Source organism: Sorangium sp. So ce281 (genome assembly GCF_051527395.1).
GTDB lineage: Bacteria > Myxococcota_A > Polyangia > Polyangiales > Polyangiaceae > Sorangium > Sorangium cellulosum_B.
In genome coordinates this window covers 2,958,634-2,978,710 of the sequence record NZ_CP150322.1, presented here as the reverse complement: position 1 = coordinate 2,978,710, position 20,077 = coordinate 2,958,634, and the positions used below count along the sequence as shown (strand labels likewise).

The following is a 20,077-nucleotide window of genomic DNA, read 5'->3' as shown; positions in this document are numbered from 1 at the left end:
CGCGGTTCATCAGGCAGAGCCTAGCTCACCACGGAGACATCCACGCCGGGCTGGATCACCGACGACGCGCCGGCATGCCCCGAAATCTCTGCCCGCCCGCGCCGCGGCGGCGCGCCGTGGACCCCCACCAGCGTCACAGGCTCGCCCGTCTCGAGGTCGATCTCCTTCTTCGGACCATCGGGCCAGGGCGCCCTCGAGTCGAGGAGCGTCACCCGGCGAACCCCGAGCGCCACGAGCTCGCGCGCAGCCACGGCGAGCTCGAGCCCCGTGGTGACGTCGGCTCGCGCGGCTGTCGGCTCGGCCGGCGGGGGCACATAGACGACCGCGCCAGCGCCGGCGGCCTCGATGTCTCGCAGGGCGTCGAACAGATGGGCGTCGCCGAGGAGGTCCGAGACGAGCGCGGCGCGGTGGGTGTACACGACGACAGTGTCACCGGCGCGCGCCGGCGCGCCGTGCGTCAGGAGGAGCAGCTGCCTCTCGCGACGTATCGTGTACGTGTGCGCCCGCCACTCGCCGCTGAGGCCTGCGGGCCGGAACGGGGCGCTCCGGACGCGCGCGGCGACGTCCTCGCTCCGCACCCGGTGGCGGAGGAGGTCGTCGATGGAGACCAGCGGCAGCCCCTGTCGCGCCGCGAAGCGCGCGAGGTCCCGGCGGCGCGCCATCGTCCCGTCGTCATTCAGGATCTCGCAGATGACGGCCGCCGGCAGCGCCCCGGCGAGCCGCGCCAGGTCGACCGCGCCCTCGGTGTGCCCCTCGCGCTCGAACACCCCGTCCCGGCGCGCCCGCAGCGGGAACACGTGCCCTGGCGACACCACGTCTCGCGGCGACGCGTCCCGCGCGATCGCGGCAGCGACCGTGCGCGCCCGGTCGCGGGCGCTGATGCCGGTCGTGACGCCCTCGCGCGCCTCGATGCTCACCGTGAACGCCGTCGACCGGCGCGCGCCGGGCCGGGTCGCCATGAGCGGCAGCCCGAGGCGGTCCACCTGGTCCTCGGTGAGGGCGAGGCAGATCAGCCCCCGGCCGTGGGTCGCCATGAAATTGATGGCGGCCGGCGTCGCGTGCTCCGCCAGGACGACGAGATCTCCCTCGTCCTCGCGCGCCTCGTCGTCGACGAGGATCACCATGCCACCGGACCGGAGCTGCTCGACGGCAGCCTGAACACGCAACGTGGATGTCGAAACAGCCATGGATTCCTCTTCGCTCAGCGGGCCGGGAGCGGCGCCAGTCGATCGATCTCTTCCAGATCGGCCCCGGTCAGCCGGAAGCCCAGGGCGGCGGCGTTCGCGCGCACCTGCTCCGGCGACGTCGCGCCGGCGATCACGGAGGCGAGTCGCTGGCGCCGGCGAGGCGGGCCGCATGACGCAGCCCGCGCCCCCAGGCCGTCAGCCCTTCGGCTTCCCGTTCGCGTCCCACTCGGCCCAGAAGCGCTCGAGTCCGGCGTCCTTCAGCGCCCGGTTGAGGAAGCGCCGATCGGTCCAGGGCTCGACCTCGAACGTGCTCCTGATCAGGCCGTACTTCTTCGAGTCGGCGACCGCCGACTTGTACCGGGCAATGGCGTAGGCGTCGAGCAGCGGGCTGGCGTTCTGCTTCATGTCCTCGCCCTGCTGCGCTTCCTTGTAGTTCGCGAAGGGCGTGCCCGACTTCGACCAGAGCTGGAAGGCCTGCGTGCGGTTCTTCTCGTCCGCGACCCACGCCGCTGATTTCACCGCGAGCGTGATGATCTTCTGCACGACGTCGGGGTATTCGTTGATGAAGTCCTCCCGCGCGATGATGCCTGAATTGCTCGGATAGGTCGGGGAATCCCCCTTCGTCGTGTAGACGATCTTCGCGATCCCCTGGTCGCGCAGCGAGAGATAGTCCGTCCCACCGAACACCGCGTCGATGTCCTTCGTGGCGATCGCCGCCTTCGCGGTGGAGGCATCCATGCTGATGGACCGGATGTCCCTCTCGCTCAGCCCGTGGCCCTCGAGGATCCGGTTCGCGGAGAGCTGCGAGGCCGTGCCCTTCTGGAAGGCCACCTTCTTGCCGCGCAGATCCCGGACGCCGGTGATCGGCGAGTCGGCGGGCACCACGAGGTAGGCGTGTCCGCGCCGGCTGGCGCTGGCCAGGAGCCGCGTCTTGAGGCCGCTCGCCCGGCCGACCACCGAAGGCAGGTGACCGTGGGTCCAGATGTCGAGCAGGTTGTTCGCGACCGCCTCGTTCACGGCGGGGCCGGCGCCGCGGAAGAAGCTCCACTTCACCTCGATGCCGTCCTTCTTGAACTCCTCGGCCAGGGTCCCCTTGAGGTGCAAGAGGGAGAAGAAGCTTCCTCCGGTGACGGGGCGATTGCCCACGCCGACGCCGGGCACCCCGACGCGGATCACGCTGGGCCCGGCGGCCCGGGCCCTGCCTGCCAGAAGCGCTGCCGACACCGCTGCTGCGGCGCCTCCCAAGAACTGACGTCTTTGCATGGCGCCGCGATGTGCACCGTGCGTGCCATTCCATGAGAACCGTGGAATCAAGGGTCTGCCGCGCGGCGCTGTTGCTGGAGAAGCACCCGATCCGCAGGGCTGCTGGCGAGCGGCCCGCCGCGGGGCCGCGTCAGCCGCCGAGCCCTCCCGGCCTGGCGCTCGCGAAGATCGCGACGTTCCTCGGCGTCACCTCGGGCTCGAACACGATCGCCGCCTCGACCTCGTGCCCTCGCTCGCCGAGGGCCGTCGCGCGATCCAGCGCGACCGCGACCTCCGTGAGCCGGGCCAGGAGCGCGCGCGGCAGCGTCAGCCGGCGCATCTGGCCGAACGCCGCGCGCGCCGCGACCTCGCGCTCGCGGAGCTCGGCCTCGGTCGCCGGGCCGAGGCCCCGCAGCGCGAGCGCCCTCGCCGCGAGCTCGCGCAGCCCGCCGTGCGCGCGCCGCCGGTTGATCCCGCGCATCTCCTCGCCCAGCGCGACGTCGAGCCCGCGGCCGCGGAGCAGCGACAGCAGCGCGTGCCGCCGCTCGCGGGCCAGAAGCTCCTCGTCCAGGCTGGCCTCGACCCCCGCCGGGCGCGCCGTCAGGTTGGTGAGCCCCAGCGCCTCGCGCTTCAGGACGAGCCCCGCCGCCCTGGCCGCGGCCGAGAGCGGGGCGCGGGCCGGCGCGCCGATCTTCTGAAGGCAGCACGAGACGAGCGCCAGGTCGCAGGGCGCCTCGGCCGCCGCCGTCACCGTGCGGTCCCCGAGCTCGCCGCAGGCGTGAAGGCCGACCGCCAGGTCGTCCGGAGCGAACGCCAGCGCCTGCTCGAAGGCGTCGAACGCCACGAAGCGCGCCCGCCCCCCGGCGGCCAGCGCGGAGGCCGTGGCCACCCGGTCGGGCTCGCGCTCGAGGCCGATCGCGTCCCGCTCGAAGCGCGCGGCGGCCAGGCGGGTGAAGTGGCCGTGCCCCGCCCCCACGTCGACGAGGCGGCGGGCGCGGGCGGCCATGGGCGCCACCGCGCCGAGCAGGGCCTCCAGCTGGAGCCGCTTGCGCGCCGGCACCGCCCGGAGCTCGTCCAGCGACGCCGGCGGGAGCGGCTGGACCGGTCGCCGCGGCAGCCTCGCGGCCTCGTCCGCGGCCCGCGCCAGGGCCACGAGGCTCGGGGGCGCGCCCTCGAGGCCGTCGATGCACGCCGCGAGCCCCTCGGCCTCGCAGCGGGCGAGCTCGGCGTCGGAGAGCGCCAGCAGGAAGCCCGTCCAGCCCCGCGCCTCGCACCAGGCCGGCGGCGCGCCCTCATCGACGCGGGCCTCGACGATGTCGAGCGCCGGCACGAGCACCTCGAGGGCGCGCGCGAGGCGCTGGGCGACGGAGGGCGGCGTGGTCGGTGGGGGCATGCGCGGACTGGAGGCGGGCGAGGAGTACCGGATCCGCGCCGCGCCAGGAAGGCGCCTCGGGCGCGGCGCCGGGGGAGCTCGCCCCATGCCCACCTACGATCTTGCGGCCGTAGACATCCACGATCAGATACAGGAAGTAGAACGCACCGCGCACCGCGCACCGCGCTCTTCAGGTAGGTGATGTCCCAGCACCACACCTGATTGGGCCTCTTGGCGACGAGCGTGGCGTCTGGCCGCGGGGGCGCCAACGAGGTGGGCTCATCGAGAAGACGACCGCACCGCCCGCGCCGCCGTGGCGGCCCGACGCTCGTTCACTTCCTCAGGGCGGGAGCGCGGCGATGAAGTCGCGGATGCACGCGATCTCGGTGTCGCTGAGCGCCGCGCCGCCGAACGGCATCCGGTCGTTGCACGGCGGGTCCGGCGTGACCTTCGTGTAGATCGCGCTGGCGTCCGGGTCGCCCGGGACGAGCACCGAGCTGCCGTTGCCGCACACGGACGCCTGGCCCCGGAGCGTGTTCTCCCACCCGGCGGCCAGCGAGAGGCCCGCCAGCTTGGTGTTCTCGTCATGGCAGCCGGCGGTGGCGCACTTCATCGCGACCAGGGCCGGCGCTTCGGCGCATCCGCTCGACCCCCCGCCCGTCGTGGCGCCGCCGCTGCCGGTCACCGCGGCGGTGCCGCCGCCGGCCCCCTGGTCGTCGGTGCCGCCGCTGCCCTGGTCGTCCAGGGGGAACTCGTCCTCGTCCAGGGTCCCAGCGCAGTTCAGGAGGAGCGCGCCGTTGGTCAGCAGGGCGGCCGCGGTGAGCGCGGCGCGCCCGTAAAGGGAAGTCATGAACGTCACGTGCTACCTCTCTCTCAATAGACGTAGGCTCCGGCGAGCCGCAGTCCCAGGTATTGGTCGATGGCCCCGCCTGCGATGTACGCGTCGCCCTGCTCGGGCTGGAACGACGAGAAGAACCGGGCGTACTCGACGAGCAGGCGCGCCTCGATGCCGGTCGCGACTGGGACCATCACCCCGGCCAGCGCGCCGATGCCCTGCACGCTCGCCCCGGTGAACCGCTCGTAGACCGGGCCTGACGAGAGCGGCAGGATGTACTCGGCGCCCAGCGCCAGCGCGATCGGGCCGACCGGGAAGCGCCCGTCGAGGCCCGCCCGGAACAGGGTGTACGAGACGTTCGGCACCGTCCTGGCGAGGTCCGCCGGTGCGTCGATCTCGAAGGTCAGGAACCGGAGCCCGGCGGAGATCCCGAGCACGGACGCCTCGCCGAGCGACAGCCGCTCCCGGAGCCCCAGGTTGATGCGCTCGTAGGTGGTGCTGACCGGGTCGCCGCTGCCCACCGCCGAGTTGAGGCCGAGCGCCCGCGCATACCCCGCGGTGACCCCGAGGCCCTTGAGCACCGCGATGTCCGTCGACGCGAGCGGGTACAGCTCGCCCGAGACCGACAGCGCGGGCTGTCCGAAGACGCTGTAGGGCGGGAGGTTCTGCGTGCGCGGATCGGAGTAGTCGAACCAGCGGCCGACGAACTCGACGCCGAGCTCGATCGAGAAGAGCGCCGAGCCGACCTCGTGCGGCTCGCGCTCGCCGCCCTTCCCGCCCTCGTCGGCGTCCCTCTCCTCGTCCCCCCCGTCGCCATCCGCGCCTTCGCCTTCCCGGTCGCCCTTCACCTCGTCCTCCTCGGCGGGCGGCGGTGCGGGCGGCGGCGCGATCTGCGCCAGCGTCGGGCCGAGCAGCTCTTCCAGCGCCCTCTTGCGGTCGTCCCGCGAGCCGCTCAGCGGCACCGCGCTGTCCACGGCGAGGTCGCCAGCGTTCTCGTCGACGTAGACGAGGTGGACCTCTTTCTTCTTCTTCTTGTTGGTCCGCGAGACGCCGTAGATCACCCCTTCTGCCTTCGCAGCCCTTCCTGCCTTGCGGATGCGGTCGATGGCCTTCTTCCGCTGAGCCTTCGACACGAGCGTGTCCCCGACGGGCTTGGTCTGGCCGGCGCCTTTCAGCGACGTCGAGAACGCGTCAGGGTCCACGACCCCCAGCGTCTCCGGCATGATGGCGAGGATGTCCTCGCGGATGTCATCCGCGTTGGGGCCTTCGATGCGCACCGCGATCGACTTCGACGCCTTGGGGGCGGCGAGCGTGGCGGGCGCGAGCGCGAACGTCGCGGCGGTCGCGGCGGAGAGCCCGAGCAGGATCCGCCCGCAGAGGCTCATGGAAAGGAACAGCGTTGTAGTTCTGGTGGGTTTGCGCACGGGCCTCTCGCTAGCGGCAGAGACGTCAACCGGGGCTTGCACGCGCGTCAGCCTACAGGGGACCTGGACGAGCTCCCGCAGGCTGTGGAGTGAAGGCGGCCCCTTCGATGCATGGATAAGTTGCTGGCCTAGCGTCGCTTTTCCAGGGGGTCGTATAGAAAAGTTGTCTGTCAACCCAGAGCAGGTCCCGCAGTGTGACGGAACCTGGAGCACCTGATCCCGGACGGGGCCGATGTGATGACACCGTGCACCCGAGGAGGGGCTGAGCAGAGCCCGCCGCAACATAGGTCACGCTGCACCCAAAGTTGCCGTCCGGCCGCCTCGCCGGATCTCGGAGAATTCCGGTGGAGACTACCCTGGATCTCACGACAGCCGAACCGAGGCTTGCCGTGGTCTCCAGTGCATTGAACCTGGCAAAACGCCAAGCACCATCGATCGGCGATCGCTTCCGTGATGACCGACCGAACGGAATCGGTGCCGAGACCGGTCAGATGACAAAAGTCTCGGTGCGCATGACGACCCACCCGAGGCGAAGCAAAAGGATACCTGTCGAGGGGAATGTGAACGATCACATGGCCGATGTCAACGCCAATTGATGCGCCCGCGGGGAGATCCCCGAGCCCGATGGAGGGCAAGGCTGGCGGGGCTCCTCCAGCGCGCCGCGTCAACATGGGCGGACGCCGGACAGCGTTGATCGCCGGCCCGCCCGACGCGCTCGAGGCCGAGCAGCGCATCGCCGGTTGGCGCTCGGCTCGACGCTGCGAGCCCGCCGGTGCCTGGGCGCCGCCTCTTGTGCGCGGCGCTCTTGTGCGCTGTGACTCGAACGCGCGGTCCAGCGCGAGCTCGCCCGCTGCTCCTGCGCTCGCCGGACCTCTCGGAGCTCGGGCGCCGCGGCCGGCCGCCGCTGCGCGCCCATCGGGATCGAGGAGAGCCGCGCGTCAGCCGATTCTGGTTGACGCCAGAAATGTGAACGTTCACAATCTGATTCTCCGAGCTGCGATGACTTGGCTGAGGTTGCTTCTTACATGACAGGAGACGTCGGATGTCGATGAGCATGAAGCTGATGAGTGCGGTGTTGATGAGCGTCGGCATTGGCTTTGCAGGCGCAGCATGGGCCGCGAACGGGACCGCGGACGTCCCCGGTTCTGTTGCCGAGGGGAAGGATTTTGGCTGCGGTGCAAAAGGACAGAAGGCTTGTCCGATGCAGGGCTGGATGAAGACGGTGATGCAGTCGGCGACCACGAGCGGCGACGGCGCGAAGATCGCGTCGGCGCTGGAATACGTGGCGTCGAAGCCGCCGCCCGGGATGCCCAAGTGGGTCGCGATCTCGAAGGATGGCGCGGAGAAGGCCAAGAAGGGCGACATCGACGGCGCCAAGGCGAGCTGCAAGGCCTGCCACGATCTGTACAAGGCGGAGTACAAGGCGAAGCTCCGCGACGCCGCCTTCTGAGGCGCCTCTCTCTGCTCCCTCTCCGCTCCTCGCGCCGTTCCATTTCCGGTTGACACCGAAATGTGACCGTTCACAATGCCTTCTCGGGGTATCCTTCTGCTTTGCCCTGGACAGGCTGTCGTGCGCGCCGGCCCTTCGTCCCCGGGATCGGGATCGATCTCGGCACCAGGTACGTTCGTTCGGTCGTCGAGCACGCGTGCAGCGGCGCGTTCGCGGGGGCATCGCTCGCGCCATGCGGCGCTCTGAGCGCGAGGCCTCACCTGCGATCCGCACACGCACCGGTTCACTCAGCTTTCAGCCGTACGCAACCAACATCGTCGAGGCTGCCGTGAGTTCATATGCAGCGATAAATCGTCGCTCTCGCTGGATTGAGCCTGGTGGGATGCGGCTCGTCGGATCCAGAGCCGGCCCCGGGAAGGTGGAGCACCCCGTCCCGGGCAAGAGCGGGGAGCGACGGCGCCCATGGAACGACCCGCGGTGGGGCGACCACGCTCACGCAGAGCGGCGCGGCGTTCGTGATGTGGAGCGCCTGGAAGTTCTTCATGGGAGTCCTCCTCGCCCCCCGGGGTTGGGGGAACGACATGGAGATGGCGCGGCCAAGCAGGAACTCGATGGCTCATCGGGTGACCTAACCGGTCGAGTCCGCCGCATCCACCCCCGGCGCAGAAATACTTCAATGGACGTTCTTCACGGCCTCTCGAGAAATCTCGAGCGAATCGTGATCGTTCTCGGACGCTCGGGTCCGGCTCAGGGCCAAATGCGACGCACGGCGGACGCCCGCCACGGCGACGGCGGCGTCATCGCGCAGACGCCGCCCGAGACGCTGCTCTGGCTGTGGCGCGGCGACTCGCGCTGAACCCGGGAGCGACATCGATTTTGATCACGAACACCGCCATTGTAACAATCAACGGAGACGCAACTACAAGGAGCTCGATGTTCGGGTCGCGTTTGGATTTCCTGGCCTCACCCAGCTTCCTCTAACATTTCAGCCTAGCAAGAGCGTTCCATGCCAATCGCAAAACGAATCGGTGTACTACGTTCACTCATGAGCCGCTCGTTTGGCCTTGCGGCGCCGCTCGCGGTCGTCGTGGCCAGCGGGTGCACGGGCGTCTTGGGAGTCGAGGGCGAGGCGGCGCCGGCGACCGAGACGCCGCCGGCGGCCGAGTGTGGCGCCACCCCTGCGCTGGCCAAACCGCGCATCTGGCGGTTGACCAACACCCAGCTTGCCAACACCTTGCGCGACGAGTTCGACGTCCAGCCGGCAGCGCTTGCGAACCTGCCGAGCGAGGCCAGGCTCGACGGCTTCGCCAACCAGGCCTCAGACCTGCGAATCGCGCCGCTCCTCGCGGACGTATATTTCGCCGTCGGTGAAGAGCTCGGAGCGCACGCGCTCCAGAACCCCGACAAGTTTGGGATCGCTTGCGACGTCGACAGCTTGGCGCCTGGCCCTTGCCTGGACGGTTTCGTCACCGAAACGGGGCAAAAGCTCTGGCGCCGCCCGCTCTCGACGACTGAAGTCACCTCCTTGAGCGCGCTCTTCGCCAAGACCGCCGCGCAGGGCGAAGGTGCTGCCGGAGGCGTCAAGAGCGTCGTGCAGGCGCTGTTCATGTCGCCGAACAGCCTGCACCGCACGGAGCTCGGCACGGTGAAGGATACCGGAGCGGTGACGGCGCTGACGGACCACGAGGTCGCTTCGGCGCTCTCGTACCTGCTCTGGGATAGCGCGCCGGATGCTGAGCTCACCGCGCTCGCGGATCAAGGGGAGCTGCGCGACCGTACAGTGCTCTTGGCGCAGGCCAAGCGCATGTTCGAGGCGCGCGACAAGGCGGCGCCGGCCATGAACCACTTCTTCGAGCAGTGGCTGGAGCTCGAGAATCTCTCGACTTCGGTGAAAGAGGCCAGCGTCTTTCCGATGGTAACGCCCGAGTTGGCGCCCGAGTTCACCGCCGATTTGAAGGAAGAGTTGCGCCTGCTCACGAACAGCGTACTCTTCGACGAGGGAGCGGATCGTCGCTTCGACTCGCTGTTCATGGGCACGTACGCGTTCGTGAACGAGCGCACCGCTCCGCTCTACGGTTTGAGCGGGGTGACCGGCGACGCCATGGTGCGTCGCGAGCTCAATCCGACGGAACGCCGAGGCATCTTCACCTCGCTGCCGTTTCTCTGGGGCCACGCGCACAGCCAAGATACGGGCCTCGTCGGGCGCGGCGCCTACGTCCGCGCAGAGGTCCTATGCCACCGCGTGCCGCTGCCGCCCGGCGGTGTTCCGAATCCCGGCCGGTTTGCCCCGGAGGACGCCACGGGCCGGCAAAGACTCGGCGTTCATGCGAGTCCGGGCTGCGCCGTCTGTCACGATCTGTTCGATGGAATCGGGTTTGCGCTCGAGAACTACGATGCTATCGGTCGCTACAGGACGACGGATCACGAGCAGCCGATCGATGCAAGCGGCAGTCTGCCGCTGCCGAGCGAGGAGAATGCGCTTCCCGGAATCGCGTTTTCCAACTTCGTGGAGCTTGTGGACGAGTTGGCGCAGAAGCCGGATGTCTACAGCTGCTTCGCACAGCAGTTCGCCGCTTACTCTTCAGGATACGACTTACCGGAGCTCGACGCCTGTGAGAAGGAGCGCCTCGTGGACGAATTTGCGCGCTCACAGCACGCGATTGATCAATTGGTGCTGGGCGTGATCGCGTCGCCCAGCTTCATCGACCGGAGGAACTAGGAGTTCGCCATGCGCAACGTAAAATTTTCCCGGCGTACGATGCTTCGTGGCCTCGGTTACGGAACGCTCTTCTGTTCTGGGCTGGCCGACAACCTCTACGCACAAACCGTTCCGCGAGTCACGCGCGTCGCCATGTTCGGCTACGCAAATGGCTCTCAGTATCAATCGGAGCCGACCGGCAGCGAAAGAAATTTCGTGCTCAAGCCGCACATGGCGCCGCTCGAAGCGGTGCGCGACGACATCCTGGTGTTCAAGAACCTGACGCTCAAACGCGACGGCGGTAACGCGCACCGCTCGGCGTCGTATTCGGTGTTCGGCCTCGGCGCGCGGACCAGCATCGACCAGGAGTTCGCCAGGTTCCTCAAGGACACGACCCCCCTGGCATCGCTGGAGATCGCGGTCGGTCAGACGTCCGGCGACGGCGGCGTCATCCCCGGACTGTCTCAGGTCGATGGGAACTTCATCCCCAGCGTGAAGAACCCGCTGGCTGCGTATCAGCGCATCGCCAACCGCATCAGCGGGGGCGGCACGCCCATGAACACGCCGAACGCCGCCGAGCAGGCGCTGCTCCGCCGTCAGAGCGTGCTCGACTTCATCAAGGACGATGTCCGGTCCTTCCGCGGGCGGCTCGGGCCGGAGGAAGGCGCCAAGATGGACTTCTACCTCGAGTCGCTGCGCACGCTCGAGCGCGATGTCGGCGGCAGCATCCCCACAGAGGGCTCGTGCAAGCAGATCGCGTCGACGCTGCTCAGCAAGGACACCATGATGAACGACATGCCGGAGCACAGCCGGCTGTATCTCGACATCATGGCGATGGCTTTCGCCTGCAACATCACTCGCGTGGCGACCATGATGTGGGGCGGCGGCGAAAACAACGAAGCCGTCAAGTTCGGTGACATCGATATCTCAGCCTGGCACTCCATCTCACACGGCGATCCGGACGGCGCTCCTGGACAACAAATCACTCGGCTCCAGGCCTATTTTGCGGGAGAGTTCCGCTATTTCATCGAAAAGCTGAAAGGCCTTTCCGACGGCGAGTTCTCGGTGCTCGACAACACCGCAGCGGTTCTTTGCACCCAGAACGGCAGCAGCCAGTTGGGCTCCGGCCAGAACTTCGCCGAGACCGACCACCCGCCCCAACACGCACCTTTCGTGGTCGCCGGCAGCTGTGGAGGTGCTTGGACGACCGGGCGCCTGCTCGACGCCGGTGGGCGCAATCACAACGACGTTTATGTCAGCATTGCCCGGGCGATCGGCATGAACGTGACGTCTGTCGGCCGCGCTGACTGGTGTCGAGGTCCGCTCATCACGTAAGCGGCGGGCACGTCAACCTGTCGCCGAAGGGGCACGACACCTTCCGCGTGCTCGACCCGGGGACCGTGGCCTACCTCGACCTGACCGGCAGCGGCGTCGAGACCATCGCGCACCTGCGCGACAACGGCCGCATCACGCTGATGTTCTGCGCGTTCGACGGCCCGCCCCGCATCCTGCGCCTCCAGGGCCGCGGCGAGCCCATCTTCCCCGGCGACCCGCGCTTCGGCGCGCTGGCGGACCTCTTCCCGGCGTTCCAGGGCGTCCGATCGGTGATCCGCGTCGAGCTCGATCGCATCGCCACGTCGTGCGGCTACGCCGTACCGCGCATGGCCTATGAGGGCGAGCGGGACACGCTGTCGAAGTGGGCGGAGCGCAAGGGGCCTGAGGGCCTCTCGCGCTATCGGCTGGAGAAGAACACGACAAGCATCGACGGCCTGCCGGGCCTGCCGCCGCCGTCGGGCGACGCGTGATCCTGCCGCTGACCCCTGGCAGCGCAACGGGCTGACGAAGCGCTGCGCTCGGTCACCAACGGCGAGGCCCGAGAAGCCCTGCGACGTACCTCCCGCAGGCCGTGGAGTGAAGCGGCCCCTTCCGCGCATGGATAAGTCGTAGATGCACCGTTGTTCATCCAGGAGGGCCGGATCGCGAAGAAGAATGTCCTCTCGACCCAGGGCAGGTCCCAAAGGTGGGGCTTGACGTCTCCGAAACGTTTGGACTTCCTTCTCCCCCAGGCCTCGTCCCCGCTGAGCTTGCCACGGGCGAAGGTTCACCATTTCCTTCTATGGAACGTGGTGTCAAGATGGATCCGGGTCACCCTGACGCCTCGCGGGTGAGGTGCCTGGAGAGACGACGAGAGGAGAGGAAATGAGCGGCGGGCTGTTCTCGAATGACGCGATCGCGACCGCACCGGGCTGCGCCGCCGCGGCCATCGCTTGGCGCTATCGGGGCCGTATCCATGCGACGATCGTGGTCAAGGCGACATTTTGCCTCGTGCCCGACGGCACCATGCGGCGGATCGAGCCCGAGCCCATCGTCGAGCACGACGTCCCGCATCACGACGACCCGAGCAGCAGCGCCCGAATCACCCGCGATCTGGCGCCTCATCTGACCAAGGTCGATGTCGTCCTGACGGGACACGCCTATTCACCCACCGAAGCGCCTGCGCAGTCGGTGCAGGTGGGCCTGGCCGTGGCCGACGAGGGGCGCACGCTCCTGCAAAAGTCGCTCCTGGTCCGCCACACCGCGGCATTCCAGCGGATTCCTCTCGTGTACGAGCGGGCGTTCGGCGGTGCGGGGTACTTCGACAACCCCGTCGGTCTGGGGGCGCTCCCCGGGGACGGGCAGCCCAACCTCGTCGCGCCGGCCGAGCCGCGCAGGCCCGCGTGTCTCGGCCCGATCGGCGGGACATGGCCCTCCCGGCGCAAGCTCCTCGGCGCGTGCCAGAGGACGAGCATCGAGGCTCCGTTCGCGGAGATCCCCGATGATTTTGCGTGGGAGTACTTCCAGGCAGCGCCGCCCGATCAGCGGCTCGACCGCCTGCGCGGCGGTGAGTGGATCGTGCTCCACGGGGTGCGCCCCGGCGTGCCGCGCCTCGCCACGAGGGTGCCGCGCGCGCGCGGCCTCGCGAGCGTCTCCGGATTGACCGAACACGGCATCTCGGATGGGACGCTCGTGCTCACCGCGGACACGCTCCGTATCGACGCCGACGAGGAGCGGTGCACGCTCGTGTGGCGCGGGCAACTCGCGTTGCCCAGCCGCCTGGCGCTCGCGTCCATGCGGGCGGCCGCGTCCGTGGAGGTCGAGGGAGAGCCGCGGTCATGGCCCGAGCGCTCGACGCCGGCTGCGAGGGCGCAGCCGGCGCCGATCCCCGCGGTCTCCGGCAAGCCGGAGGCCGGGGTCACCGCCGGCGCTGCGCGGCACGGCGGTGCGCCTTCGAAGGCGCGCCTGCTCCACACCGTGCCGCTGGAGGATGAGCCCGAGGGGGCGCCGCGCCCGAAGGCCGCCACGCTGCCGTTCCGTCCGGACCTGCCGCCGGCGCTTCCACCGGCGCCGGCGCCTCGACCTCGGGGCCGAGGACGCGACGACGTCCTCCTCACGCAACCTTTCCCGACCGCCACGGGAATGAGGTCGCAGGGGCTGGAGCGCGACCCGCTGCCGTTCGTGGTGAATCGTCCGTCAGACGACAGCGCGCCGCACCCCGTTCGCGGCGCATCTCCCGCCGAGATCGAAGAACCAGCGCACCGCGCGCCTGCCGCCGAGCGCGACGGCGCTGCTTCGCCAGCCGCGGAGCCTCCCCTGCCTGATAGTCCGCCGCGAGCGGCGCCGGGGCCCGAGGCGGCGCCGGCGGGCGCGGCGGTGCCCCCGAGGCCCGCGGAGCCGCGGGCCGCCGGGGCCGCGCCCTGGAGGGTTTACGCGGCGGAGCCGCAGGCCTTCTCCGAGGGTGAGCCTCCGTCGCCGGCGCCGCAGCCACCGCCGCGAGCGCCGGAGGCTCCGGGTCGTTCGGTGGACGTGAAGCGCGTGCTCTACGGCCGCTTCACCCGGTGACGGCCATCGCAGCGGGACATCGGGCGAGCATTGCCGTGTCGCTTGACGTGGTCGGCATTCCGCGGTCTCTTGATATCCATGTCGGCAAAGCACCCGCTCACCATCCGCCTGGAATCCGCGGCGTTCCGCGTCGATCACGTGCGGGTCCGCACGCTCCGCGGTCGTGAGGCCATCTCGCAGCTCTTCTCGTTCCAGATCTCGATCCTGTGCCTCGATCCCGAGGGGCTGCCGAGGGACGAGGTCGTGGGCGCCGAGGCGACGATCGTCATGGAGCGGGACGGCGTCGTGCTCAGGCGTGTTCACGGCATGATCGCCGAGCTCGTGGACCGCCTGGAGGTCGAGGCGGAACACCGGAGCTACGATCTGCTCCTCGTCCCGCGCGCGTGGCGCCTCACGCTGGTCGAGACGCAGGAGATCTTGATGGATCTCACCATCCCGCAGATGATCCAGCAGAAGATCGAGCTCGTGGGCATCGCGTCGGATGTCCAGCAGCGGCTCCTCGAGGCCTATCCGCCGCGCGAGTTCGTCGTGCAGTACAGGGAGAGCGACCTTGCGTTCATCTCGCGCCTCGCGGAGCACCTCGGGATCAGCTTCTTCTTCGAGCACGGCGAGGAGCGCGAGGTGCTGGTGTTCACCGATCACATGGCGGGGTTCGGCGCCGTGGGCGACGGCGGCGACGTGCCTTTCCGGCCCAGGGGCGAGCAGCGCGACGTCTTCTCGCTGGAAGTGAAGACACGCCTCATCCCGGCCGGGTACGTCGTACAGGACTACAACTATCGACATCCGCGCATCGACCTGACGGCGCATCACGAGCTCCCTGCGGCGTACGCAGGAGGCGTCGTGGAGTACGGCACGCACTTCAAGACGCCGGAAGAAGGGAAATTCTTCGCCCGGGTCCGCGCCGAAGAGCGCCAGTCCACGCGCGATGTCTATGTCGGGGAGAGCGAACTCCCCGCCTTCGGCGCCGGCCTCCGGTTCACGCTGGAGGGACACCGCCACGTGGAGGAGAGCGGCCTCCTGCTCGTCGAGGTCGAGCACGAGGCGAACCAGGTCGTGGGGGGGCACGGCGGCGTCGAGAGCGCGCCTTCCTACAGGAACTCGTTTCGCGCGATCCCCGCGAGCCGCGCGTACAGGCCGCCCAGGATCACGCCGAGGCCGCGGATCCACGGGCTGCTCAGCGGGGTCGTGGAGTCGAACGCCGTGGGGCGGCGCGCGCGGATCGATCCGAAGGGCAGGTACACCGTCCAGTTCCATTTCGACACGGCGGCGGGCGGCGGCGCCAAGGCGTCGCGGCCGGTGCGCATGGCGCAGCCGCACGCAGGACCGGGCTACGGCATGCATTTTCCTGTCAAGCCGGGGACGGAGGTGCTGCTCGGGTTCATCGACGGCGATCCTGACAGGCCGATCATCGTCGGGGCCATCCCCAACGAGTCTGCGCCATCCCCGGTCACGGCCTCGAACGCGCACGTCAATCAGATCAGGACCGTCTCGGGCATCGTCATCGAGCTGGACGATTACGTCTGATCGCGACGCGGAGCCCAGCGCTCGGCGCCCGGATCCTCGGCGAGAGCGATGCTCCCCGCTGGATGTCCGGGATCAAAGGCCAAGGTTTTGCTTTTTCCCATACAGGTACGCGCCCTTCGTGTCCAATTCAAGCTTGTGCGCTGTGTTGTATTTCACCACGGCATTCTCTTCCGCGAAGAACACCCCGTTGTTAGGGTCCTTGTATAGACTGGTAAGGTCCTGGTTGATGACCAGCTTGCCGCCCTTGCCGTGGTCCTCGAACGCGAGCTGCGTTTTGCGGTCGGAGAGCTCGAGCTTGGACGCGCCGCCGCTGGCAGTGACGCAATTGGCGTCGAGCTTGATGCCTTCGGGACCAATGGTGATCTTGTTGTCGCCCGTGCCGAGCTCGATGTGGCCCTGGGCGTTCATCGTGATGAAGCCAACGCCGATCCGGATCTCGAGCGACTGCGCCCCCATCTTGATCTGGCTCGTTTCCGGCGCCTTCGCTGAATCCACGTCGCTGCCGATCGAGATCGATTTCCCCATGAGCTTGATCTCGCCGCCGTCCTTGTGCTTGTTGGTCGACGCCTCGATCGACACCTCTTTCGCGGAGTGCACGTTCACCGACTCGCTACCGAACACCTTCACGGAGCCCGTCGCAGCCGTGATGCCGACGTCGTCCCCCGCCCAGATCGTCGCGTCGATCAGTCCGAACATCGTTGGGAAGAGGGAGACCAGGGCGAGCCCGCCCACGCCGTAGACAGCGGTGTACGCAGGGCTGAAGATCGAGATGCCGCCCGCCCCGAACATCGTGATGCCCGGGATCTTGCCGGCGGCGCCCAACACACCGACAAACGGGGCGGTCGAGGCGATGCCCGCGGCGACGAACTCGATGCACTGCTTGTAGGGCGGCGTCGATTTGCGATCGTCCAGGTAGCTTCTGATCGCGTCGTACGCGAGCTTGGTGGCGACGACCACGTCGACCGCGGCGAAGAACTTGGTCCAGTTGTCGATCTTGTCCGTGTCGGGCGCGCTCTCGTCGAACGAATCCCCGTTCTTCCGCCCGACCTTGACGCCGGCGCTGATGACGACACCGCGCTTTCCCGCGACGTACGTCGCGCCGTTCGAGCTGAGGATCGCCTTCCCGTCCGATCCTTGTTGGTGCAGCTGCGCGAAGCCGTCTCCGTCGATGCCGCCGTCGGCCTGGAGGAAGACGTCAGTGCCCGCTTGCGCGAAGATACGGCCGGTGCGCGCGCTGAGGTAGATGTTCGAGTCGGCGTCGAGGCCGCAGCCATCGACGTTCGAGAAGGTGCCCGCCGGGCTGCTCGTGACGCCGGCCCCGAGGAAGAGGCGCGCGTGGTCGAACGGCACCTCGACCTTGAAGCGTTGTGCGGCCACGAGGTTGACGTCGTCCGGCTCCTCCGGGACGATACCGTTTCCCGAGAGCGATGCGGTGAGCGCGTCGGAGAGACGGATCGTGGCCTGGGCGGCGCCAACGTCGTCCGGCACGTAGGTGACCGCGATCAGCGTCGGCACCGCCGTGCTCCGCACCGTCGAGGGCGAGAGCGTGAACGTGCCCCCGACCCCGGAGATCAGCTCGAGGTTCACATCGCTGCCGGTCGCGTTCGTGACGAAGAACGAGTCCACGCGGGTCTGCCCGACCGGCACGTCGCCAAAGGCGATCGCGCCGGGATCGATCGTCAGGCTCGGGATGGTCGTGCCGGACAGCGAGCAGCGCCCGAGCTCGCCCGACAGGCCCGTCGCCGTCAAGGTCCCCGCGTGCGTGCCTTCGGCCGCGGACCGATACTGCAGGAACAGCTCGGCCACCTGCCCGGCGTCGACCGTCGTCGGGCCGCTCGCGATGCTGAACTCGGCGGCGCTGGCATCGATCGCGAGGTTTGCCGCCTCGCTCGTGCCGTTTCGCACCACGACCACCTGCACGGCGGCCTCCCCCGCGGGCACGGGACCGAAGCCCAGCGGGTTCGGGGAGAAGGTCAGCGCGCTCGAGCTGCTGGTGGAGGGGACATCCGGCTGGGTCGACGTCATGGGTGCGACCATTATGCCGGAGAGACGACCGATCCCATACCCCCCAAGCTCAGCATTCTGCTATGCCGCCTGCCATGAGCAGCCCCGAGGAAGCCGAACGCGCGCTCAAGGCGATGCAGGAGGCCATGAAGATGCAGGAGGCCATGAAGGCGAGCGGCGCCGCGACCCCTGCCGAGCCGGGCGCGATGCCGATCGACTGGTCGACCGAGGCGACGCCCGCCGCGGCGAACGGCGTGCAGGTCTTGCACTCGCCGCGCCAGTTCGCCGTCGTGTTCACCGAGCACGCGCCGTTCCCGGGCCGCAACGCGCCCGATGGGCGCGCCGGAGCGGAGCGCGCGCGTGTGGTCTCCTCGCTGCGGCTCGACCCCGAGACGTATTTCCAGGCCATCTGCGTGATGGCGTCGAACTGGAACCGCTTCGTGGAGGCGCATATCCCGCCGCAGATGCGACAGCCGCGCTTCAAGCTGCTCGACGCCGGCGACGGGCAGCTCTACGGGATCAAGCGTCCCAAGGAAGAAGACGACGGCGCGTGACGCGGAGGAGTGCACTTTTCCCCCTGGGCGCCCGGCGTCTCCGGTAGGATGGCGCGTGCGCCGGGCCAGCGCCGAGGAGCTTCGATGACCGCAACCACCGTCGTCACGAACCGCGCTCATCTGATGGAGCTCTGCGCTCAGGGCAGGGCGCGGGGTGTGCGCGTCGAGGCGGTGGACCTCGCCGGCGTCGATCTGCGCGAGATGGACCTCCAGCGAACGCAGTGGGTGAGCGTGTCGCTCGCGGGGGCCAAGCTCGCCGGGTCGCGGCTCACCGGCGCGCAGTTCTCGGGGGTCGAGCTCGCCGGGGCCGACTTCACCGGCGCCGACCTGGCCGATGCCCGGCTCCTCGGCGCAAACCTCACGCAGGCGCTCCTCGTGGACGCCAACCTGGAGGGAGCCGATCTGACCGGCGCCGATCTGCGCGAGGCGCGCTTCCTCCGCACGAACCTCTCGGACGTCACGCTCGCGGGCGCGTCGCTCGCCGGGCTGGATCTCACGACGTGCCGTGTGGGGAGCTCCGCGCTCGGCGCGGCCGATCTTCGGGGAGCACGCTTCTTTCTGGCGGACTTCAGCGGCGCGGACCTCACGACGTGCAAGCTGGACGAGCGCACCGAGCTCCGCCAGTGCCTGCTGGAGCGGGTCGAGGGCTCGGGTGTGAGCTTCCGTGGCGCGAGCCTAGAGGATGCCAACCTGTCCGACGCCAGGCTCGAGGGCGCCGACCTGCGCGGGGTCAAGGCGGGCCAGAGCTGCTTCGCGCGGGCCGATCTGCGGCGCGCCAAGCTCATGGGCCTCCAGGGCAAGCGCGCGGACTTCACCGAGGCGAGGCTCGATGGGGCCGATCTCTCGCAGGCCCTCCTCGAGGACGCCGAGCTCGTCCGCGTCATGGCGCCGGGGGTGCAGCTCCGAGGCGCAAAGCTGGGTCAGGCCAGGCTCGGCAAGGCCGATCTGCGGGGCGCCTCGCTGGAGGGCGCGTCGCTTTCGTGGGCAGACCTGTCCCACGCGGACCTGAGCCACGCCACGCTGGCCGATGCCATCCTCGATTTCGCGAACATGCATCGCGCGAACATGAGCCAAGCGCGGCTATCGGGCGCGAGCAGAAATGGCGTTCGCGGGACCGATCCAGACCGAGCGGCGGCGGAAGATTTCTCTACGAGCGGGTGACGTCATGAAGACAGGACATGTTGCAGCGCAGCGAGGAGGAGTGTCCGTCCAGCCCGTGGTCGAGGCGCTCGTGCTGGGCGTGGAGGAGGGGCGCGTCCGACTGCGCGGCGTTTCGCGCTCGGAGACCGAGTGGACGGCCCGCATCGCGGTGCCGGGTTATCGCCCCACGACGGGCGATCGCGTGCTCGTTCAGGAGGCGGACTCGGGCACCGTCTACGTGACGGGCGTCGTGCACGCCGCGCAGCCATCCCAGCTCGTGGCGCCTTCCGGGGCCAGGGCGACCGTCGAGGGGCAGGTGCTCGCGCTCTTCGATCCCGGAGGCGCGCTGGTCGCGAGCCTGGATGGTGCCACGGGCGAGCTGAGGATCTCCGCGACGTCCGATCTCGAGCTCTCGGCGCCGGCCGGCCGCGTGATCCTCTCGGCAGGCGTGGGCGGGAGCAAGATCGAGCTGACGCAGGATTCGATCGCGCTGACGAGCGAGAAGGCGCGTGTCTCCGCGGGAGCGCTCGCTGTCGATGCCGTCAAGGCGGACTGGGCGGTGGGCCAGTGGGAGCTGCGCGCCGGCCGCGTCATCGAGCGCGCCATGGATGTGTTTCACGATGTGGAAGGGCTCCTCGAGACGCGCGCCGGACGCCTTCGAACGCTGGTGTCGAGCACCCTCGAGCTGCTCGGGCGCCGGACGACGATCACGTCGGAGAAAGATACGCGCATCGACGGCGAGCGCGTGCTGCTCGGCTAGCGGCAGGA

At 69.2% G+C, this 20,077-nt stretch carries 16 protein-coding genes; 10 read left to right on the top strand and 6 right to left on the bottom strand.

From position 1 onward, the window contains the following. Nucleotides 1–20 precede the first annotated feature (20 nt). The 5 genes from ribB to WMF27_RS11410 form a co-directional block, all read right to left on the bottom strand. Nucleotides 21–1,187, bottom strand: coding sequence for a 3,4-dihydroxy-2-butanone-4-phosphate synthase (gene ribB, locus WMF27_RS11430; protein WP_437768833.1), 1,167 nt, complete (start codon nt 1,185–1,187; stop codon nt 21–23). 195 nt (nt 1,188–1,382) lie between these two features. Next, nucleotides 1,383–2,411, bottom strand: a complete 1,029-nt coding sequence (locus tag WMF27_RS11425) for an ABC transporter substrate-binding protein (protein ID WP_437768834.1) — start codon at nt 2,409–2,411, stop codon at nt 1,383–1,385. Between the two features lie 169 nt (nt 2,412–2,580). Then, the gene (locus WMF27_RS11420; RefSeq protein WP_437768835.1) at nt 2,581–3,822 is read right to left on the bottom strand and encodes a methyltransferase; all 1,242 of its coding nucleotides are present in this window, start codon (nt 3,820–3,822) and stop codon (nt 2,581–2,583) included. Between the two features lie 319 nt (nt 3,823–4,141). Beyond that, complete coding sequence (locus WMF27_RS11415; RefSeq protein WP_437768836.1) at nt 4,142–4,651, bottom strand: hypothetical protein; 510 nt, start codon at nt 4,649–4,651, stop codon at nt 4,142–4,144. Between the two features lie 23 nt (nt 4,652–4,674). Further along, nucleotides 4,675–6,060, bottom strand: coding sequence for a hypothetical protein (locus tag WMF27_RS11410; protein WP_437768837.1), 1,386 nt, complete (start codon nt 6,058–6,060; stop codon nt 4,675–4,677). A 344-nt stretch (nt 6,061–6,404) separates the two neighbouring features. On the opposite strand from WMF27_RS11410, the gene WMF27_RS11405 reads away from it, so the two are divergent. From WMF27_RS11405 to WMF27_RS11375, 7 genes are all read left to right on the top strand, one after another. Continuing rightward, nucleotides 6,405–6,656, top strand: a complete 252-nt coding sequence (locus tag WMF27_RS11405; protein ID WP_437768838.1) for a hypothetical protein — start codon at nt 6,405–6,407, stop codon at nt 6,654–6,656. A gap of 452 nt (nt 6,657–7,108) precedes the next feature. Then, nucleotides 7,109–7,510: a hypothetical protein gene (locus WMF27_RS11400; RefSeq protein ID WP_231864794.1), complete on the top strand. Its 402-nt coding sequence runs from the start codon at nt 7,109–7,111 to the stop codon at nt 7,508–7,510. Nucleotides 7,511–8,555: 1,045 nt separating this feature from the next. Next, entirely contained in the window at nt 8,556–10,229 is a 1,674-nt protein-coding gene (locus WMF27_RS11395) for a DUF1592 domain-containing protein (RefSeq protein ID WP_437768839.1), read from the top strand. A 9-nt stretch (nt 10,230–10,238) separates the two neighbouring features. After that, a complete protein-coding gene (locus tag WMF27_RS11390) occupies nt 10,239–11,543 on the top strand; it encodes a DUF1552 domain-containing protein (RefSeq protein ID WP_437768840.1) in 1,305 nt (434 codons plus the stop codon). Further along, complete coding sequence (locus WMF27_RS11385; protein ID WP_437768841.1) at nt 11,519–12,013, top strand: pyridoxamine 5'-phosphate oxidase family protein; 495 nt, start codon at nt 11,519–11,521, stop codon at nt 12,011–12,013. The genes WMF27_RS11390 and WMF27_RS11385 overlap by 25 nt, the downstream gene beginning before the upstream one ends. A gap of 394 nt (nt 12,014–12,407) precedes the next feature. Continuing rightward, complete coding sequence (locus WMF27_RS11380; protein ID WP_437768842.1) at nt 12,408–14,087, top strand: DUF2169 domain-containing protein; 1,680 nt, start codon at nt 12,408–12,410, stop codon at nt 14,085–14,087. Nucleotides 14,088–14,165: 78 nt separating this feature from the next. Then, the gene (locus tag WMF27_RS11375; RefSeq protein ID WP_437768843.1) at nt 14,166–15,611 is read left to right on the top strand and encodes a type VI secretion system Vgr family protein; all 1,446 of its coding nucleotides are present in this window, start codon (nt 14,166–14,168) and stop codon (nt 15,609–15,611) included. 72 nt (nt 15,612–15,683) lie between these two features. Here the strand turns inward: WMF27_RS11375 and WMF27_RS11370 are convergent, their stop codons facing one another. Then, on the bottom strand, nt 15,684–17,636 hold the full coding sequence (locus WMF27_RS11370; protein WP_437768844.1) for a choice-of-anchor D domain-containing protein: 1,953 nt from the start codon (nt 17,634–17,636) through the stop codon (nt 15,684–15,686). Nucleotides 17,637–17,710: 74 nt separating this feature from the next. Between WMF27_RS11370 and WMF27_RS11365 the strand changes: the two genes are divergently transcribed. The 3 genes from WMF27_RS11365 to WMF27_RS11355 all read left to right on the top strand — a co-directional run bounded on the left by WMF27_RS11365 (nt 17,711) and on the right by WMF27_RS11355 (nt 20,069). Continuing rightward, a complete protein-coding gene (locus WMF27_RS11365; protein WP_437768845.1) occupies nt 17,711–18,169 on the top strand; it encodes a hypothetical protein in 459 nt (152 codons plus the stop codon). 84 nt (nt 18,170–18,253) lie between these two features. Continuing rightward, complete coding sequence (locus tag WMF27_RS11360; RefSeq protein WP_437768846.1) at nt 18,254–19,330, top strand: pentapeptide repeat-containing protein; 1,077 nt, start codon at nt 18,254–18,256, stop codon at nt 19,328–19,330. Nucleotides 19,331–19,370: 40 nt separating this feature from the next. Continuing rightward, nucleotides 19,371–20,069, top strand: a complete 699-nt coding sequence (locus WMF27_RS11355) for a DUF3540 domain-containing protein (protein WP_437768847.1) — start codon at nt 19,371–19,373, stop codon at nt 20,067–20,069. Nucleotides 20,070–20,077 lie beyond the last annotated feature (8 nt).

Bases quoted from the DNA above. Each gene is read 5' to 3' on its own strand.
- ribB (WP_437768833.1), bottom strand. From the start codon at position 1,187: ATGGCTGTTTCGACATCCACGTTGCGTGTTCAGGCTGCCGTCGAGCAG.
- WMF27_RS11420 (WP_437768835.1), bottom strand. From the start codon at position 3,822: ATGCCCCCACCGACCACGCCGCCCTCCGTCGCCCAGCGCCTCGCGCGC.
- WMF27_RS11415 (WP_437768836.1), bottom strand. From the start codon at position 4,651: ATGACTTCCCTTTACGGGCGCGCCGCGCTCACCGCGGCCGCCCTGCTG.
- WMF27_RS11400 (WP_231864794.1), top strand. From the start codon at position 7,109: ATGAGCATGAAGCTGATGAGTGCGGTGTTGATGAGCGTCGGCATTGGC.
- WMF27_RS11395 (WP_437768839.1), top strand. From the start codon at position 8,556: ATGAGCCGCTCGTTTGGCCTTGCGGCGCCGCTCGCGGTCGTCGTGGCC.
- WMF27_RS11390 (WP_437768840.1), top strand. From the start codon at position 10,239: ATGCGCAACGTAAAATTTTCCCGGCGTACGATGCTTCGTGGCCTCGGT.
- WMF27_RS11380 (WP_437768842.1), top strand. From the start codon at position 12,408: ATGAGCGGCGGGCTGTTCTCGAATGACGCGATCGCGACCGCACCGGGC.
- WMF27_RS11375 (WP_437768843.1), top strand. From the start codon at position 14,166: ATGTCGGCAAAGCACCCGCTCACCATCCGCCTGGAATCCGCGGCGTTC.
- WMF27_RS11370 (WP_437768844.1), bottom strand. From the start codon at position 17,636: ATGACGTCGACCCAGCCGGATGTCCCCTCCACCAGCAGCTCGAGCGCG.
- WMF27_RS11365 (WP_437768845.1), top strand. From the start codon at position 17,711: ATGAGCAGCCCCGAGGAAGCCGAACGCGCGCTCAAGGCGATGCAGGAG.
- WMF27_RS11360 (WP_437768846.1), top strand. From the start codon at position 18,254: ATGACCGCAACCACCGTCGTCACGAACCGCGCTCATCTGATGGAGCTC.